The sequence below is a fragment of the Sphingopyxis sp. H050 genome (genome assembly GCF_001468265.1).
Lineage (GTDB): Bacteria > Pseudomonadota > Alphaproteobacteria > Sphingomonadales > Sphingomonadaceae > Sphingopyxis.
Map to the genome: position 1 here is coordinate 328,576 of NZ_LNRZ01000004.1, position 17,570 is coordinate 346,145.

Annotated in this window: 13 protein-coding genes and 1 tRNA gene; all 14 read right to left on the reverse strand. The window is 61.5% G+C overall.

Annotation, left to right across the window (positions count from 1 at the left end; genetic code table 11):
* Window positions 1-31: 31 nt before the first annotated feature.
* Entirely contained in the window at window positions 32-1,282 is a 1,251-nt protein-coding gene (locus tag ATE67_RS10775) for a thiolase family protein (RefSeq protein ID WP_443018679.1), read from the reverse strand.
* Window positions 1,283-1,313: 31 nt separating this feature from the next.
* The gene (locus ATE67_RS10780; RefSeq protein WP_011415062.1) at window positions 1,314-2,108 is read right to left on the reverse strand and encodes an enoyl-CoA hydratase/isomerase family protein; all 795 of its coding nucleotides are present in this window, start codon (window positions 2,106-2,108) and stop codon (window positions 1,314-1,316) included.
* A gap of 66 nt (window positions 2,109-2,174) precedes the next feature.
* Complete coding sequence (locus ATE67_RS10785; protein ID WP_026108915.1) at window positions 2,175-3,719, reverse strand: class I adenylate-forming enzyme family protein; 1,545 nt, start codon at window positions 3,717-3,719, stop codon at window positions 2,175-2,177.
* 129 nt (window positions 3,720-3,848) lie between these two features.
* The gene (locus ATE67_RS10790; RefSeq protein WP_082660312.1) at window positions 3,849-5,483 is read right to left on the reverse strand and encodes a GMC family oxidoreductase; all 1,635 of its coding nucleotides are present in this window, start codon (window positions 5,481-5,483) and stop codon (window positions 3,849-3,851) included.
* A gap of 76 nt (window positions 5,484-5,559) precedes the next feature.
* Complete coding sequence (locus tag ATE67_RS10795) at window positions 5,560-6,984, reverse strand: aldehyde dehydrogenase family protein (RefSeq protein WP_157228455.1); 1,425 nt, start codon at window positions 6,982-6,984, stop codon at window positions 5,560-5,562.
* A 231-nt stretch (window positions 6,985-7,215) separates the two neighbouring features.
* The gene (locus tag ATE67_RS10800; protein WP_231728114.1) at window positions 7,216-9,891 is read right to left on the reverse strand and encodes a TonB-dependent receptor; all 2,676 of its coding nucleotides are present in this window, start codon (window positions 9,889-9,891) and stop codon (window positions 7,216-7,218) included.
* A 372-nt stretch (window positions 9,892-10,263) separates the two neighbouring features.
* Window positions 10,264-11,634 carry a tyrosine-type recombinase/integrase gene (locus ATE67_RS10805; RefSeq protein WP_269433448.1) on the reverse strand — a complete coding sequence of 457 codons (1,371 nt, stop codon included), beginning with the start codon at window positions 11,632-11,634 and terminating at the stop codon, window positions 10,264-10,266.
* Between the two features lie 145 nt (window positions 11,635-11,779).
* A tRNA-Met gene (locus ATE67_RS10810) sits at window positions 11,780-11,856 on the reverse strand.
* Window positions 11,857-11,917: 61 nt separating this feature from the next.
* Window positions 11,918-12,469, reverse strand: a complete 552-nt coding sequence (locus ATE67_RS10815) for a 2'-5' RNA ligase family protein (protein WP_231728115.1) — start codon at window positions 12,467-12,469, stop codon at window positions 11,918-11,920.
* A 161-nt stretch (window positions 12,470-12,630) separates the two neighbouring features.
* Window positions 12,631-13,380 carry an alpha/beta fold hydrolase gene (locus ATE67_RS10820; protein WP_058816672.1) on the reverse strand — a complete coding sequence of 250 codons (750 nt, stop codon included), beginning with the start codon at window positions 13,378-13,380 and terminating at the stop codon, window positions 12,631-12,633.
* 33 nt (window positions 13,381-13,413) lie between these two features.
* Complete coding sequence (gene mltG, locus ATE67_RS10825) at window positions 13,414-14,355, reverse strand: endolytic transglycosylase MltG (protein ID WP_058816673.1); 942 nt, start codon at window positions 14,353-14,355, stop codon at window positions 13,414-13,416.
* Window positions 14,356-14,643: 288 nt separating this feature from the next.
* Window positions 14,644-15,903: a beta-ketoacyl-ACP synthase II gene (gene fabF, locus ATE67_RS10830; protein WP_058816674.1), complete on the reverse strand. Its 1,260-nt coding sequence runs from the start codon at window positions 15,901-15,903 to the stop codon at window positions 14,644-14,646.
* 162 nt (window positions 15,904-16,065) lie between these two features.
* Window positions 16,066-16,302 carry an acyl carrier protein gene (locus ATE67_RS10835; RefSeq protein ID WP_003039428.1) on the reverse strand — a complete coding sequence of 79 codons (237 nt, stop codon included), beginning with the start codon at window positions 16,300-16,302 and terminating at the stop codon, window positions 16,066-16,068.
* Between the two features lie 45 nt (window positions 16,303-16,347).
* On the reverse strand, window positions 16,348-17,544 hold the full coding sequence (locus ATE67_RS10840; protein ID WP_058816675.1) for a serine hydrolase domain-containing protein: 1,197 nt from the start codon (window positions 17,542-17,544) through the stop codon (window positions 16,348-16,350).
* Window positions 17,545-17,570: the final 26 nt, after the last annotated feature.

Sequence of the window (17,570 nt, forward strand, 5' to 3'; positions counted from 1 at the left end):
ACCCCGTGTTTCCCTAGGCGCGCTCTGACAACTACCGGCCCAGGATCGTGACGGCGACCACCGCCTCTTCCACCCCGATGACACCTCCGCCGTTCTGCGCGATCGCGAACCGGGCATTCGGAACCTGTCGATCTTCCGCCTCGCCGCGCAATTGCAGCGCAAGCTCGTAGATTTGGCCGAGCCCGGTGGCGCCGATCGGATGTCCCTTGCATTCAAGCCCGCCCGACGTGTTTACCGGAATACGCCCACCCAGCGCCGTCTCACCGCGCTCTGCCGCGAGTCCGCCCTCGCCAGGCGGCGTCAGGCCGAGCGCCTCGATTTCAATGATCTCGCCAACCGCCGTGGCGTCATGCACCTCCGCGACGCCAATATCTTCTGGCCCCACGCCGGCCATCGCATAGGCCCGGTTCGCCGCAAGGCGGCTGACATGGTGGTCATAATCAAAGGGATCGCGCGCGGCGCCGGTTTGCAGCACAGACGCCAGGATTCTTAGCGCCCTGTCCGGGGCTGCCGACAGTTTGCGCCGACCGGCTTCGCTGCAGATGATCGCAGCGGCGGCGCCGTCGCTGATCGGGGAGCACATCGGCAGTGTGAACGGGTAAACGATCGGAGGCGCAGCGAGTACACTTTCGACGGTATATGGGAGGCGATACTGGGCAAGCAGATTGCGCGTCGAATGCATGTGATTTTTCGCCGAGACGGCCGCGATTTGCGCTTGCGTCGAGCCGTAGGTCTTCATGTGCGCGCGTGCCATCGCGGCGTATACATCCATGAAAACGCTGTAAGGCTGACTCGATGTCGTTCCTTCCGGAACATCGACGCCATTGCCCATGGCCAGCAGCTGCGCGCGGCCCGACTCGGTTTCATGCACGTCCCAAGCGCCATCGAATGCACTGAACATGAGCGCCTTGTCGGGCGAGTACATCTTCTCCGCGCCGAGCGCGAGTACGACATCCGCTGCCCCCGATCGAACATAGGCGGCGGCCATGTGCAAGGCCGTGGAAGCCGTCGCACATGCGTTTTCGACATTCACCACGGGAACGCTTGAGATGCCCATCGCTCGCGCCACGATTTCGCCGCGGATCATGTCCTGGCCCTCCATATGCCCCTGGACGCAATTGCCGAAGAAGATGGCTTCGACATCGCCGGCGGTGCATCCTGCGTCGGAAAAGGCCTGCGACGAAGCTTCGGCGCAGAGCATTTTCAGGCTCTTGTCGAACTGTTTTCCGAACGGGGTCATCCCAACCCCCATGACGAATATGTCGGTCATTCGTTGATCCATTCTTCCAATGTGTTCCGCATCCGATCAGGTCTCACCGGTCGGAAAAATCGGGCTTCCGCTTCTCCCGGAATGCCGCCAGTCCTTCGACAATGTCGTTGGACAAGGCGTAAGCAGCCATGGTTTCGAGTTCCTGACGCAGCCCGACTTCGAGCGAGCTATCCTGCGCAGCGCGGACTAGCTGCTTCATGTAGGCGAGCCCTGGCCGGCTCTTTTCTGCAAGAGATTCTACCAGCGCTTGCGCTGCCGCAATGAGATCCTCGGGAGCAACCAGTTGGGTCACGAGTCCGGCTTCCTTCATCTCGGCAGCCGAGATGGTCCCGCCGGTCATCATCAGATGTTTCGCACGCGCTTCGCCGATCTTCCTAGGGAGTCGAACCGACCCTCCACCGCCGGGCAACAGGCCGTAATTTGCATGGGCGTCGCCAAATCTGGCCGGGTGCGCGGCAATGACGAGATCACAGCACAACACCAGTTCCAAGCCGCCGGCGAGCGTAAGGCCGTTGACCGCCGCAATTATCGGAAGGCGCGACGTCTCGATCCTGTTAAAAGCCTGACCGAGCGGCGGCAGAAACAGATTTAAGCGTTCGGCGAGAGTTTGTCCGCCTGTTCCATCGCCAATTGCGAGCAGATCCGCGCCAGCGCAAAACGCCCGTCCGGCGCCGGTAAGAATGCAAGCGCGCACCGTCGCATCTGCTTCCGCTGCCTCGATCGCTGCGGCGAGTTCCTCGGCCAAAGCCAACGACAGACTGTTCAACGCTGCCGGCCGGTTGAGGGTCACCCAAAGCGCTGGGCCGCGTTGCTCAACCAGGATGTATTCATAGTCCATTGCAGTCTCCCGCGCGCCGGCAGGCGGTCACCGGAATAGAGGATGTGGCTAGGATGGCTGCGTCGGTCATGCCCCCGAAATGCGCCGGTCCTGGCCCGCCCAATAGGGCTCTCGAAGCTTTGAACGAAGCACCTTTCCGACATTGCTCAACGGCAGTGGCTCGGCGGTAAAAACGACCTTGCTTGGCTTTTTTGCGGAGCCCAGACGCTGGCGCACCAAATCTATTATCTCGGTCTCCGTGATTTGTGCTCCGGGCTTGACACGCACCATTGCAAGCGGCGTTTCACCCCATTTTTCATGGGGCACGCCAAAGACCGCGACCTCGAGTACACCGGGATGGTCGGCAATTACGTTTTCGATTTCGGTGGGATAGATATTGAAGCCGCCTGACACGATCATGTCGTTGTTGCGATCGAGCAGATACAAAAATCCGTTTGTGTCGATCATGCCGACATCGCCGGTTTTGACCCAGCCATCTTCCATGCGCCGGGCGGTTTCCTCCGGATCGTTCCAGAATTCCTCCATCTGGCCATTTTCGAACCGTGCGACGATCTCGCCGGGCTCGTTTGGTCCCAGCACCTTTCCGTCCTCGTTACGGATTTCGATATCGGCGCCACTCATGGGACGTCCGACCGCCCGAATTGGGGCAGAACCTTCAAATTCGCCGAACCACTCGTTGGGCCCCATAGACGCGATGGGCAGGATTTCGGTCTGTCCATAGCCCGAATGAAGAACATGATTCCCGAATATCTGGCACGACTTGCGAAGCGTCGGCTCGGAGATCGGCGCTGAAGCACTCAGCAGAAACTTCAAATTCGGAAAGTGGCGGCCATATGCCCCGTCGTGATGCACTATGGCATTGAGCATGGTGGGGGCTACAAAGGCATGGCTGATCCGTTCCTGCTCGAGAGTGTCAAGAAAGGACGCTGGATCGAAGCCGTCCATCATCACGTTGCGGGCGCCGCAATACCAGGCCGGCACGAACAGGAAGCCCGATGCATGGGACAACGGGCCGACATGCAGAATGGCATCCCCTGGGGCCACTTGGGGGCCGATGCTGAAAAATGCGGCGGAGATCGTCATCCATGAACGGTGCCGATAGGCAACGCCCTTGGGTTTGCCCGTCGTGCCGCCGGTGTGGCGGATGACACAATAGTCCTCCGGCGCGACGACGGGATCAGGATCCCGGTCCGAGGCTGTCGCCAACCAATTCTCATAGTTGTGATCGCGGATAATGATCCGCTCAAGCGTCGGAGCTTGGGCATCCAGCCCCGCCAACTCCGAAGCCAATGCCTCATCGACCAGCGCCAACCGAGATCCGGTACTCGCGATCATATGGGCGTGCGCTTCACATCGGTTGCGCGCATAGAGAGGAACACGCGTATAGTTTCCAATGGCAGCCGCCAGTATGATGTCGGCGGCCTCGATGGAGTTCTTCTCCAGCGTAGCAATCCGGTCACCCGGTTGAAGGCCGCACTCCGCAAGAGCATTTGCGAGCTTCACGCCACGCAACCAGGCTTCCGAGAAAGTCAACCGCCTGTGGCCGTGAACGAGAGCCTCTTGCTGGGCGAAATAACGTGCGGCGCGACGTATTTGCGTACGGACGTCCATCAGCCGCGCTCCTCTAAGGCGCTCGCCCACAATGGCGCAGTCGACACATAATAAACTGACATGCGATAGGCCTCTCCGGACTTCTTTTCGTAAGCATCTGTGTCTGCAGCATTGATCCAATCGTCCAATTCAATATTCTGCGATGCTATTCTTGCTGCTCATATTATCGTGCCGGATCATGTCGGCGGCTTTCTCGCCGATCATGATGCAGGTTGCATTGGTGTTGCCGTTGACGACTGATGGCATGATCGAGGCATCGGCCACGCGGATATTTGCGAGGCCGTGAACGCGCAGGCGGTTGTCGACCACCGCCATCTCGTCGGTGCCCATCTTGCATGTTCCCACCGGATGATAAGCATGATTGGCTTCTGCCCGGATATAGGCGTCGATCTCTTCATCAGTTTCAAGGTAGCGGTCAGGATAGAGAGGCCGTTTCATCATCGCCTTCATGCGATCCGAATGCAGGATCTCCTGCACGACACGGAAGGCATTGCGCAACGTCTTGAGGTCGTCGGGATGACTCAAGAGATTGAGGTCCATCTTGGGATCGGATTCGGGGTTTGAGTCATGTAAGGCAACCCAGCCGCGGCTCTTTGGGCGCCCAATATTGAGAATGATCGTATAGCCCCATTTCGTCATCAGCTTGTAGTCGCGCGCATGGTCGCGATAGGCGAGCGGCACGACATGGACCTGGCAGTCCGCCCGGTTCTGCCCCGGCGCGGATCGCAAGAAACCGCCTGCAGCCGTGGGCGGCGATGCCAGCCAGCTTTTCCTTTGCGTGAGATACTGGAATAGGTCTCGCACGGTCTTGAGCGCGCCAACGACATTGAGTGCGATCCCGAGCCGCTTCTTCGACTGGTAGATCAGCATCAGGTCAGGATGGTCGTGAAGATTCTGGCCGACACCGGGAATATCATGAATCACTTCGATTCCATGCTTCTCCAACTCATCACGCGGTCCGATACCGGAAAGCATCAACAGTTGGGGCGAATTATAGGCGCCGCCGCTGACAATGACTTCCTTTTCGCACGGGATCGTCTTCAACTGCCCGTCCTGGGAATACTCGACTGCCACCGCGCGGTTGCCCTCAAACCTGATACGATGGACGCGGGCATGTACTTCGACGCGGAGGTTGCCGCGCCTGCCCATCACCGGATCAAGGTAACACGCCTTCACGCTGGCGCGCTTCCCGTCCTTCACGGTAAACTGATAGATGCCGACACCTTCCTGGCTGGCACCATTGAAGTCCGGATTGGCTTGATGGTCCAGTCCAGTCGCCGCCTCGATGAAAGCATCATAGACATCGAATTCGCGCTTGCCGTTGGATACGTGAAGCGGTCCCGACGAGCCGTGAAACTCATCCTCACCGCGCTCATTATTCTCAGCCTTGCGGAAATAGGGCAGGACATCGTTGTAACCCCAGCCGTCGTTGCCGAGTTCGGCCCAGTGGTCGAAATCCGACCGGTCGCCGCGGATATAGACCATCCCGTTCATACCGCTCGATCCACCCAGCATCTTCCCGCGCGGATTGTAGAGGCGGCGGTCGTTGAGCGCCTTTGAAGGGTCGGTGTTGAACCGCCAGTTGAGCGTATTGATCCGATAGTCTTGGATCAGCGCCCCAAAAGCGCCGGGCGTGGACACAAGCGGCGAGGTGCCTGGGCCGCCTGCCTCGAGCAGGCAAACGGTGACATCGGGGTCCTCGGACAACCGGCTGGCGATAACGCCGCCCGACGACCCACCTCCAATAATTACATAGTCAGCCATTTGCTTCCCTTGTCATTCGACCCATGCTGGCGACCCGGCGTCATGCAACATGCCAGCATCAACCGCCGCAGCCACGTCAGAGGATCTTTTCGAAGATGTTGAGTAGTCCTTCGGTCTTGCTCGAATAGGGTGGCAGAAGTTGACCAAGCAGGCTGAGTTTCGGCTGAGAGAACACCGGCTTGTAATGAGTGAAGCGCTCGAAACTGGCGACGCCGGTATAGGCACCGATGCCGCTCTGTCCGATGCCACCGAAAGGCAGCCGGCGCTGGAAGACGTGCATGACCGTGCCGTTGAGAGTCACGCCGCCAGCGTGCGTTTCGGAAATGATCTTGCGCCGTTCCTCACTTTCGTCGCCAAAATAATAGAGCGCCAGCGGGCGCTCATGCCGGTTTACGTAGCGAATGAGCTCGTCTTCGGAGCGATATGGCATGATCGGCAGGATCGGTCCGAAAATCTCCTCCTGCATCATCGCCATGTCATCGGTAACGTCGAGAACCGCCAACGGCACGATCCGATGCCGTTCAGGAAGCGTTCCATCGCCGTTGTCCGAGAGGTTGAGCACCGTCGCGCCCTTGGCTTCGGCATCATCGAGCAAACCTTGGAGCCGCGCGAACTGTCGGTCATTGATGATACTGGTGAAATCGGGGTTGCTTGCCGCGTTGGGGTAGCATTTGGCAACCTGAGCGCGGAGTGCGGCGACGAAGCTTTCCATCTGATCGACATGGACGAAGGCATAGTCAGCGGCGATGCAGGTCTGGCCGGCGTTGAGCAGCTTGCCGAACACTAAGCTTTCACAGACTTGTGCAAGCGATGCACCCTTGCCCACGATGGCAGGGCATTTGCCGCCAAGTTCCAGAGTAACAGGTGTAAGGTTGGCAGCCGCCGCTTCATAGACTTTGCGGCCAACCGCGGGTGAACCGGTGAAGAGAATATGGTCGAAAGGTAGGGCCGTCATCGCCTGTGCCATGTCGGGCCCGCCCTGGACAATCGCGAATTCCTCTTCGGCGAAATACCGGCGCACAAGCCGCTCGCTGGCTTCGGCGGCGTTGGCGGAAACTTCGCTCGGCTTTGCGATCACGCGGTTGCCGGCCGCCAATGCACCGGCCGCGCCAACGAATATGGTGCCGAGCGGATAGTTCCACGTGCCGAGAACGCCCACCACACCTAGGGGCTGGGGGACCAGGCGCGATGAACCGGGAAGGCCGAAGATGTCAGTCTTCACCCGCCGCGGCCTCAGCCACGTCTTCAGATTGCGGCGCGCAAATTTAATTTCCGATATGCCAAGCATCAGGTCGAGCAGGATAGTCTCGTAGCGGGATCGAATGCCGAAATCGGCGGCAACGGCATCGACCAATTCGTCTCTGTGCTGCTCAAATATCCGGCCAAGGCGCCCGAGCAGGTCCATGCGTTCTTCGTAGCTGCGCGAAACCTGCTCACGCGTCCCTTCGCGTTGGGTCGCGAAAATTCGTTCCAGCTCAGTTCTGTTCCGAGACGCATCCACGTTAAATCGTCCGGAGGCGCGCTGGCCGCTCGGCGCTGCTCGCCTGGGCGGTGCTTTCAGCTGCGCCGATCTCAGTGATCACAGCGCGCTCGATTCTGTACGCCGTGCCGATGAATGAGGGACCGTTGCCGGTGGAACGTATCATGGATGCTCCTCGGTCTGAAAGTCAGGTCGAAAAAATCGGGGGCAGCGGGCGGGAGAGGATGCCCGCCGCCCCCGTCGCAGCAGCGATCAGAACTTGACTGTCGCTTCGACGCCATAAGTGCGCGGCATGCCGCGGTTCAGATAATCGTAGCCGAACACGTTGATGTTGAGGCCGTAGGTGTAGTAATATTTGTCGAACAGATTCTTCGCCCACAAGCTAACCGACATATTGTCGTGCGCATAGGTTAATCGCGCATTGGCGAGCCAGTAGCCCGGATTTGCGCATGTAATCGCCTTACCCGCGAGCGTTATGTTCGATCCCGCTGGGGGTGTATCGCACGGTGTCTGCCCATAATTCTTGAACGGATCAAAATAGTACTTGCCCATGTAGGACGCATCACCGCGCAAGGTCAGCTTGTTGGTGCCGTCATCGATCATATCCCAGTCGAATCCGGCCTGGAACGTAACCTCCGGCGCGTTCGGGAAGGGATTGCCGTTGACGTTCAATGTCGGGCCGGCCGGGTTTGCCGGATCGATCACATTGCCTTTGTACTTGCTGTTGAGATAGCCCAGCGAAGCATCGAAACGCAACGTATCGGCCACCTGCCAGGCGAGTTCGGCCTCGCCACCGAACAGGCGACCATTGGCGCTGCGCGTGAAGGTTGTAGCGCCGACCACCTGCGTTACTTGGTGATTCGAATACTCGTAGTAGAAGCCCGCGAGGTTAAGTTGGACGCGGCGATCGAACAGCCGGGTTTTGAGCCCCGCCTCATATGCATTCACCTTTTCAGGCTGGATATAATAGACTTGATTGACGCCCTGATAGGCAAGCCCGTTGAAGCTGCCGCTGCGGTAACCGCGACTGTACTGGAGATAGCCCATGATATCATCGGCGAACTCATAGCTGACATTGATACGGCCGGTTAGCCTGTTTGCCTTTTCGCGCTGCTCAAGCGGCGCGAGATTGGGGTTGTATGGATTGCTGTAGGGGATCAGGTTGACAACCGGCGTCGTACCGTCGAGCGCATAGAGGAAAGTGCTGCCGTTAAGGTAATTGACCTTATCCTGGGTGTAGCGTGCACCCACCGCCACGGTCAGCCGCTCGGTCGCTTTCCAGGTTACGTCGCCGTAGATCGCCTTCGAGGGGCGCGACACGTCAAAACGCTGTTCGCCGAGGATCGGGGTGAACGGAGGCGCGCCTGCCCCGGCGCAGCCCGCCGAAAAGCTACCCCCCATGCCGCCATTGCCCGTATTATTGATCGCGATGTCGGTCTGGAGTGCAATCAGCGAGCGTGCATCAAGGAAGCCGTTGGGATTGATCTCGATCGCGTCGCAGAATCCGGCATCGCCAGGCCCCAACGCCGGATTGGCGGCAAAGGCTGGGATATAGCGGATCGCGTCGGGCGTTCCGATTGCGGCGTTATTGTAGCTGCCCGGAAGACCGGCGCCAAGCAGCAGCGGCCTCAGCGCCCCGAAAAAGTCCGGGTAGTTGACCGTCTTGACCTTGTCCCTGCCATAATAAAGGCCGGCAATGATATCGAGGCGGTCGTTCGAATAGCTGAAACGCAGGTCCTGGTTGAAATTCTTGCTCGTCGACGTGAGGCCGATCGAGCAGAGATCGGCTGGGCCGCCATCGCAATCATCAGGATTGTTGATATAGTCGCCGGTGTCGTAGCCGGTAATCGAGGTGACGGAGAATTGGTCGCTGACATCCCATTTGATGTTGAGGGCTATCCCTTTCGACTTGCTGATGTTCTTACCTACCCGATCAACTGCGACCTCATTGTCACGCAGCAACCGCCCGCCTAGGAAAGGTTGCGGATCGTAACGCGAATAGCCGAGCGCATCCTGCCCGCCCGCGAGTTGACCACCTGCATAGGGCGCGGTGCCCCATGGATCGTCCTTCGCGGCATAGAGCTTCAAATTGATGTCGAGATCGGGATCGGGCCGGAAGCGGATCGAGATGCGACCGCCGATCGTATCGGTGGTCCCTAGGTCGCGCTCATTCCCAGGCAGTACATTGCGCTGCCAACCATCCCCTTTTGCAAAAGTACCGGCGACGCGGACGCCCAAGATGTCGGGAACCAGCGTCGCTTCAGCGGCGCCCTGCACCGTGAAAGTGTCGTAATTGGCATAGCCGGCGGTCAGATAGCCATTGGCCTCTCCCAGATCCGGCTTGCGCGTGAAGAAGCTGATCGCGCCACCCGTGGTGTTGCGACCGTAGAGTGTTCCTTGCGGTCCGCGCAGTACCTCGACCCGGTCGATGTCATAGAGTTGCAGGCCATGGCTCGCCCGGAAGCTCTGATAGACTTCATCGACATAGACGCCAACCGGCGACGCAGTGGAGGCGGAAAATTCGTTCGCCACTGAAATCCCGCGCAGCGAGAAATTCGGTTGGGTGCGACCATAGGGAGTGGTGACTTGCAGGCTGGGGATCGCGCCCATCAAGTCTGAGGTCTCCGTGATGCCGCGCGTGCGCAGCGTCTCGCCGCCTATGGCGGAAACGGCGGCTGGAACATCCTGCAAATTCTGTTCGCGCTTCTGCGCCGTGACGACGATTGTCTCAAGGCCACCTTCCTGCGCCTCGGGCTTTTCGCCCTGCGATGCAGCGTCCTGGGCATGTGCCGGCACTGCAAGCGCACACGCGATCGATAGCGCGGTGGCACAAAGCAAATTTGTCCTAAAGGCTGTGACCATGACTGTCCTCCCCACGGCATTTTTTGATTTGGCGCCATTTGCCGCGCCTTGGGGCTCATCGTCCAATTCAATTTGTTGGCGAACTATTCCTCCCACTCATTGATTAAGGACTGATGAGCCTGCACCGCTGACGCTTCGTGGCGACGCAAATAACCCCATATATTTCATTGAATTAGTCACGCTGAGCGCGTCCATCGGGACGGATGCGCGCGTTCTGCTCGCCCCAATCGAGCCCTTCCAGACGATGTATCGGCGTAATTGGCGGTCCCGGCGGTTTCCCTTGTCGAGTTGCAAGGGGAATCAGCTATGATGAGATGTAGTGAGATACGGTTTCTTGGAGTTCATTCTACTATTCGCGGATGCATCTAAGTAGCTGATATTTCTAACAACTATGGCAGAAAACCGCGCCTCTAAATCGGCGGTTCTGACTTTTGAGGCTCATCGCGAAGCCGCCCGAAGGGGGCGTTGCCAATACGGCTGTCTCTGGTCGCTTGGTGGCAGGTGCTGGATGGGAGCGGAACAGCGCATGAATTGTGAGAACTCGATAGGATTCTTCTCGACATTCGACACTGCGGTTGCCGCGTCGATCACGTCGGCCCAGTCTTGGAGCATCCGCCTTCGCGGTGTGAGATAGAGCGCACTGTTGTAAGCGCCGCGCACCTCATCCTCGTCCTCGTGAGCGAGCGCCATCTCGATCCAATCCGGCTTGTAGCGTTCGGCTTCGTTCGCCCAGGTCGAGCCGAGCCCCCTAAACCCATGTACCGTCTGCCGATGGAGATACCCCATCCGATAACAGGCATAGATCATGGTGTTCTCGGAAATAGACTTTCCAGGCTTGGCTCCGGGAAAGAGGAACGCATCGTTCGTCGCCTGCAAGCGGCGCTGAACGATCATTGCGGCCTGGCGGGACAGCGGAACAAGATGCTCACGTTCCATCTTCATGCGCTCCGGCGACAGACGCCATAGCGGGTTCGGTCCATAGAGATCCTCGAACTCGTCCCTGGCCGCGAAGCGGGTTTCGCTGGTTCGGACCCATGTGAGCAAGGTGAACAGCAGCGCGTCACGGGTGATCTCGCGGCGGCGCGGCGTGTCCTCGCCGTCATAGGCGAAGATCGCTCGCACCAGCTTCGGAAACTCCGCGAGCGGCACGCGCGCCATGTGCCTGACGGGCGGCTTGGGCTTGAGCGCATCGTTGAGGCCGAGCGTCGGATCGATGGTCGCCCAGCCGCTCGCGATCGCGAAGCGATAGATCTGGCTGACGTTCTGCTTGAGGCGACGGGCGATATCGAGGGCGCCGCGCGCTTCGACCGCGCGGATCATCTCGAGAATCTCGGGCGGGTCGATTTCCGTGATCGGACGCTTCCCGATGACCGGAAAGACGTCGCGCTCCATCCGGTTGATGACGCGCAGGGCATGGGCCGAGTCCAGCCCTTCAATACGATTGGCGTGCCAGGCCCGCGCAATCTCTTCGAACAGCTTGAGCGCGGCCCTCTGCTTCTTCGCCCGCTTCCTGGCCTCGGCGGGGTCCTCACCCTGATCGAGCAGCCGCTTGGCTTCGGTCCGCTTCTCGCGGGCGATCGCCAGCGTGACGGTCGGATATTTGCCGAAGCTCAGCAGTTTTTCCTTGCCGTCGAAGCGGTATTTCAGGCGCCAGAGCTTCGATCCGTTCGGCTGGACGAGCAGGTGCAGGCCTTCTCCATCGGACAGCTTGTAGGGGCGCTGCCGCTTGGTGGCGTATTTGACCTCAAGTTCTTTCAAAGCCATCTGGGGGTATCGCCTGTTTTGGGGACAGCCGAAAAATACCCCCAAAATACCCCCAATCCAAATCGCCGTGGGTGGCCGCAGCCGGTCGCACCGGGACGCCGGCGTACGCAACGGGACGCGAAAAATATTTGATTTTCCTCGAAAAATGTCTGCCAGTGGCCTCAGTGGGTCACTGGTGGACAATCCGGGTTGGTAGCGGAGGAGGGACTCGAACCCCCGACACGCGGATTATGATTCCGCTGCTCTAACCTGCTGAGCTACTCCGCCCCGAAAGGCCGCCCCGGTGGGCGAGCAGCGCCTATAGGCATGGCTGCTGCGCCGGTCAATATCATCTGCGCGGCGCGCGAAATTTGCGCGCGAAGGCGGGTTCCCATGGGCCGCCGCGATAGTGCCAGGCAGCAAGGCCGACGATGTCGAGCGGGCGCGGTCGGAAATCGGCGGCGAGTTCGGCGAGTACCGCCTTCGCCTCCCCCGCCGATACCTTGTTCTGCACGGTGATGTGCAACCGCGGGACGCCCTGATCCTGCGCGGTGAGCAGGCCGTGGAAATGGCCGGCAATCCGCGCGCGGATGGCGAGCAGTTCGGGACTGTCGATCCGGTAGGCGACCCCTTTGCCGAGCGAATAGACCTCGCGGATCGTCGCCGCGGGCGGCGGGGCGGCCGTCAGGACGCGCAGCAGCCCGTCGAGTTCGTCCAGCGCCGACGGCGGCAGGTGGTGGAAGAGCGTGATGTGCGCGCGCAGGACATTGCGTTCGGGCGGGAAATGCCTGGTTCGCAGATCGTCGAAGTGGCGCTGGTCTGCCGCACCCATCATCGCGGTAAGGATGACAGGCGCGGCGCCAGTGGCCCGGTAGGGAGGGGGAAAGGCCCGGGTCACCATGGGCGAGACGGGTTCGAAACAGCGGCCAAGGGGGACATGCCGCGAAAGATCGAACAATGCATCTCGTCGCGCGCATATATGGCCGACATGCTGATTACGATCCAATCGATTAATCGGGTCACTATGATCGACCTTGGCGATGACTTCGCGATTTCCGGTGGTTAGAGGCCGTTCCAGAAGCTGTGCAGCGCGGCGGCGACGGCATCCGGTCGCTCGGCGATCGCCCAATGGCCTGCCCCTTCGATCACGGTCAGCGGCGTTCCGGTGCGCGACGAGAAGCGCTGCGCGACCGACAGTTCGACATAGGGATCGCCCTCGCCCCAGACGAGCATGCCCTTTGCCGGCAATTTGCCGATATCGCGCGCCCAGTCATGTTCGAAGCTAAGCCCCTTCGCCGAGCGATAGAGTTTCAGGATCGCGCGGCGCTTGTCCTTGAGCGCCCATTGCGCGGCCTCTTCCTCGGCGATGTCGGCGGGCACCCCTTGCGCCGCGAGACCCTCCGCGAGCTTTGCCGGTTTGCTGAGCGCCATGAAGAGCTCGCCGAGGATCGGGGTGTTCCAGATGCGCGCGAGGCGATGGCCGCGATAGTCGGGATCGATCACCGCGTTGGACACCGCCCAGCTGCGGAACAGGTCCGGCCGCAGCATCGCAGCGCGCTGCGCGATGAGCGCGCCCCAGTCGTGGCCAGCGATGTCGATCGGGCCATGCTCGGCGAACAGCGCCTCGGCCTGCCCCACCGCCCAGTCGGCATACGCCTCCTTGGTGGCGGGAAAGCCGGCCGTGAGCGGCGCGGTAAAGCCCGGAAGCGCCGGGACCGCCACCGGCGTGTCACCGAGATCGAGCGCGGCGAGCAGCGGCTGCCAGATCGCGGGGCTGTCCGGAACGCCGTGGAGGAAAAGCTTTGCGGTCATGTCTCTCTCCGTCGCCCCCGCGTGCATCGCGGCCTATTCGATTTCGCCGCGCTCGCGGCGGAGCGCATACCATTTCTGGACGTTCGCATTGTGCTCGGACAATGTGCGCGCGAAGATGTGGCCGCCGTCGCCCTTGGCGACGAAGAAGAGATAATCATTGGCCTCGGGGTCGAGCACCGCGGCGATCGACGCCTTGCCGGGGTTGGCGATCGGCCCCTTGGGCAGGCCGGTCATGCTGTAGGTGTTATAGTCGTTCACCGCGAGAATCTCGGAGCGCAGGATACGACGACCTAGCGGTTTGCCCTTGGTGATCGGATAGATGATCGTCGGATCCGCCTGCAGCCGCATGCCGACCGCGAGCCGGTTGGTGTAGACTCCCGCGACGGTGCGGCGTTCGGACGGGACGCCGGTTTCCTTCTCGACGATGGAGGCGAGCGTGATCGCTTCGTTGCGGTCCTTCGCGGCGGTCCGCGGGCTGCGCTTCGCCCAGAGTTCGGCGAACGCCTTGTTCATCGCCGTCTGCATGCGCTTGACGACGGCGGCGCGGCTTTCGCCGGTGGTGAAGGCATAGCTGTCGGGCAGGATGCTGCCTTCGGCCGGGACCGGGATTTCGCCCTTCAGCCGCGGTTCGGCCATCAGCCGCTCCCAGACCATGATCGAGGGCATCCCCTCGGGGATCATCACGAGCCGCTGGATCGTCTTTCCCGACTGGAACAGTTCGAGGATATCGCCCGCGTCCATCCCCTTTTCGATCTTATACTCGCCGGGCTTGATCGGATCGTCCGACCCGAAGAAGCGCGCCTCGTTGCGGAAGCTGGATGCCGAAACCACACCCTTCGCCTCGAGAATCTCCCCCGCCTTCGCGATGCTCGCGCCGGGCGGGATGACGACCTCGGTATCGTTCGGCGCGCTGCCCGAGCAGGCGGCGAGCGACAATGCGATAATCGCGATCGTCAGCCAGCGGAACGGATGCAACCTAATCTCTCCAATCGACGCTTAAGGAGACAAAAGATACGCACAGGCGCATCGAAACTGTCTCCTTTGTCGCCTTAGCGCCAGTCACCCGGCAGGCTCAGCCGAGGGGTAAAGCATGGCGGGATAATGTAGGAAAGGCTTTTATCCTCCCTGTGGCGAAGCCATGGAGAGGTGCCAGCGCGCAGCGCTGACGGAGGGGCGATTGCGCCGACGTCGCCGGCCCCTCCACCACTTGCTTCGCAAGCGGTCCCCTCCCCATGGCCTTTGGCCACAGGGAGGATTGGAGCGTCAGTCGACCGCCTTGACGATCAGGCTGGCGTTGGTGCCGCCGAAGCCGAAGCTGTTGTTGAGCGCGGCGCGCACCTTGCGCTTTTTCGCGACCTTGGGGACCAGGTCGGCGCCCTCCGTGCCTTCATCGGGATTGTCGAGGTTGAGCGTCGGCGGGACGACCTGATCGCGGATCGCGAGGATGCAGAAGATCGTTTCGACCGCGCCGGCGCCGCCGAGCAGGTGGCCGATCGCCGATTTGGTCGAGCTCATCGAGACATTGCTCATCGCGTCACCGAACAGGCGCTTCACCGCGCCGAGTTCGATCGTGTCGGCCATGGTCGAGGTGCCGTGGGCGTTGATATAGTCGATGTCGGCGGGGGTCATGCCCGCCTTCTTCAGCGCCGCGCTCATCGAGCGGAACGCGCCGTCCATTTCGGGATCGGGCGCGGTCACGTGATAGGCGTCGCCCGACAGGCCGTAGCCGACGACCTCGGCGTAGATCTTCGCGCCGCGCGCCTTGGCATGCTCATATTCCTCGAGCACGACGACGCCCGCGCCCTCGCCCATCACGAAACCGTCGCGGTCCTTGTCATAGGGGCGGCTCGCCTGTTCGGGGCGATCGTTATAGCTCATGTTCAGCGCGCGCGCCTGTGCGAAGCCGGCGATGCCGATCGGGCAGATCGTCGCCTCGGCGCCGCCCGCGAGCATGATGTCGGCGTCGTCGTCCTTGATCATGCGCGCGGCGTCGCCGATCGAGTGCGCGCCAGTCGAGCAAGCGGTGACGACGGCGTGGTTGGGACCCTTGAGGCCATATTTGATGCTGACCTGGCCCGAGATCAGGTTGATCAGGCGACCGTGAACAAAGTGCGGCGAGACGCGGCCGGGACCCTTTTCGGCAAGCAGCAGGCTCTCGCTCTCGATGCCCGGCAAGCCGCCGATGCCCGACCCGATCGAGCAGCCGGCGCGCACCTTCTGTTCTTCGGTGAGGTCGGTCAGGCCGGCGTCCTCGAGCGCTTGGCCCGCGGCGTCGATGCCGAAGATGATGAAGGGATCGACCTGGCGCTGGACCTTGTGATCGACGCGCTTGCCGGGGTCGAAACCATATTCATGGTCCGGGCCCTTCACCTCGCACGCGATCGTGCATTTCTGGTCCGAGGCATCGAAATGGGTGATCGGACCCGCGCCCGATTTGCCGGCGATCAGATTTTTCCACGTGGTTTCCACGTCGGCGCCCAGCGGCGTCACCAAACCCAAACCCGTCACCACAACCCGGCGCATAGTCATTCCTTTCGTCGGCCCTGCCCCGCAGGCGTCCGTGTGTCACTCAACGCGATCCCAAGAAAAAGGCTTCCCGGTCACAGCGCGTAAAGCTCTGGACCGGGAAGCCGGAAACGCGTGGGCGGCGTCGCCGCCGCGTCCGGCTATGCCGGACGGGCCATGTCAGCCCTTGTTCGCTTCGATATAGTCGATCGCATCCTTGACGGTGGCGATCTTTTCCGCCGCGTCGTCGGGAATTTCGACGCCGAATTCTTCTTCGAACGCCATCACCAGTTCGACGATGTCGAGGCTGTCGGCGCCCAGATCGTCGATGAAGCTCGCTTCTTCGGTGACCTTATCGGCTTCGACGCCCAGATGTTCGACGACGATCTTTTTAACCTTTTCGGCCGAATCGCTCATGCACAGTTCCTTTTTCTGACTATGTCGTGAATGTTGGGATTTGCCCTAGTGCCCGTCGGCGGGGCTGGCAAGAGGGCTGGCGTCAGTCGGTGGGCGGAGCGCTTTGTCGACCAGTCTTTCTTCTGCGGCGCTGTAGGCCGAACGATCCCCTTTCTGCCCCTCCGGCACCTGCGTGACGAAATAGGCAATGCCATTGCCCGCTTCAAGGTCGAACCATAATCCCGAGCGCAGGCCATAGGCATCGCCCGAATGGCCGAGCCGCAGACGGCCGTCGCCGAACAGGTCGTCGCGGCACGCCGGATCGGCGAGCGCCGGCCCGCCCGTGCTGTGCATCGCCGCGCCATATTCGCAGAAAAGGCCGCCGGTCCCCTCGCCGCTCACCGGATGGACGCGCGCCATCGCCTCTAGCCGGGCCAGACTCTGCGGCTTCAAAAAGCCGTCGCCACCGCGCAGCAGCATGACGCCGATGCGCGCGAGGCCGTTCGCCGAGATGCGCAGCCCGCCCTGCGGGCTGAACCCCGCACCATGGCGCGCGAGGCGGTAGGTCGACAAGTCGCAGCTGCCGTCGGCAGCCGGGACGACGGGGCATTCGGGCCGCTTGCCGCCCAGATCGTCGCGCTGAACCATGCCGTCCGCGCCGTAAAGCACCACGGCGCGGGCGAGCGCGGCGTCGCTGCACGCCGGCCAGTTGAAGCAAGCGTCGAGGCCGAGCGGCTTGAAGACCAGCCGCTGCATCGCCGCGTCGAACCGCTCGCCGGTCGCGCCCTCGATCGCCGCGGCGATCACGGGATAGTTCATATTGGCATAAGCGAAATCGCCGCCGGGCGGTCGGGCACCGTCCCACGCGGCGGTATCGGCGAGCGTCTTTTCCAGATCGGCGTCGAGCGGCAGCGCATAATTGACGTCGTCGGTCAGTCCCGCGCGATGGCCGAGCAATTGGGCGAGCGTGACCGGGCGATTGGGGAAGGCCGGATGGCGCAGCCGCCAGCCGAGATAGTCCGACACGTCGCGATCGAGATCGAGCTTGCCCGCCTCGACGAGGCGCAGGACGCCCAGCGCGACGACGAGTTTCGAGACCGAGGCAATGCGAACCGGGTCGTCGGCGGTCACGGTCCGGCCGCGCCCAACGTCGGCGAGCCCCTCGGCGACGCGGGTTTCGACCGTGCCCGCGCGGTCGAACCGCACCGCGACCGCCGCGGGCGGCGGTGCGATCGACGTCAGGAGGAACAGGACCAGCGACATCAGATCAGCGTCGCCGCCGATGCGCC

What these genes read in the sequence shown, in the direction of transcription:
- fabF (WP_058816674.1), bottom strand. Translation starts at nt 15,903, where the DNA reads ATGCGCCGGGTTGTGGTGACGGGTTTGGGTTTGGTGACGCCGCTGGGC.
- ATE67_RS10790 (WP_082660312.1), bottom strand. Translation starts at nt 5,483, where the DNA reads ATGGCTGACTATGTAATTATTGGAGGTGGGTCGTCGGGCGGCGTTATC.
- ATE67_RS10835 (WP_003039428.1), bottom strand. Translation starts at nt 16,302, where the DNA reads ATGAGCGATTCGGCCGAAAAGGTTAAAAAGATCGTCGTCGAACATCTG.
- ATE67_RS10775 (WP_443018679.1), bottom strand. Translation starts at nt 1,282, where the DNA reads ATGGATCAACGAATGACCGACATATTCGTCATGGGGGTTGGGATGACC.
- ATE67_RS10780 (WP_011415062.1), bottom strand. Translation starts at nt 2,108, where the DNA reads ATGGACTATGAATACATCCTGGTTGAGCAACGCGGCCCAGCGCTTTGG.
- ATE67_RS10785 (WP_026108915.1), bottom strand. Translation starts at nt 3,719, where the DNA reads ATGGACGTCCGTACGCAAATACGTCGCGCCGCACGTTATTTCGCCCAG.
- ATE67_RS10820 (WP_058816672.1), bottom strand. Translation starts at nt 13,380, where the DNA reads ATGACCGCAAAGCTTTTCCTCCACGGCGTTCCGGACAGCCCCGCGATC.
- ATE67_RS10815 (WP_231728115.1), bottom strand. Translation starts at nt 12,469, where the DNA reads ATGGTGACCCGGGCCTTTCCCCCTCCCTACCGGGCCACTGGCGCCGCG.
- ATE67_RS10840 (WP_058816675.1), bottom strand. Translation starts at nt 17,544, where the DNA reads ATGTCGCTGGTCCTGTTCCTCCTGACGTCGATCGCACCGCCGCCCGCG.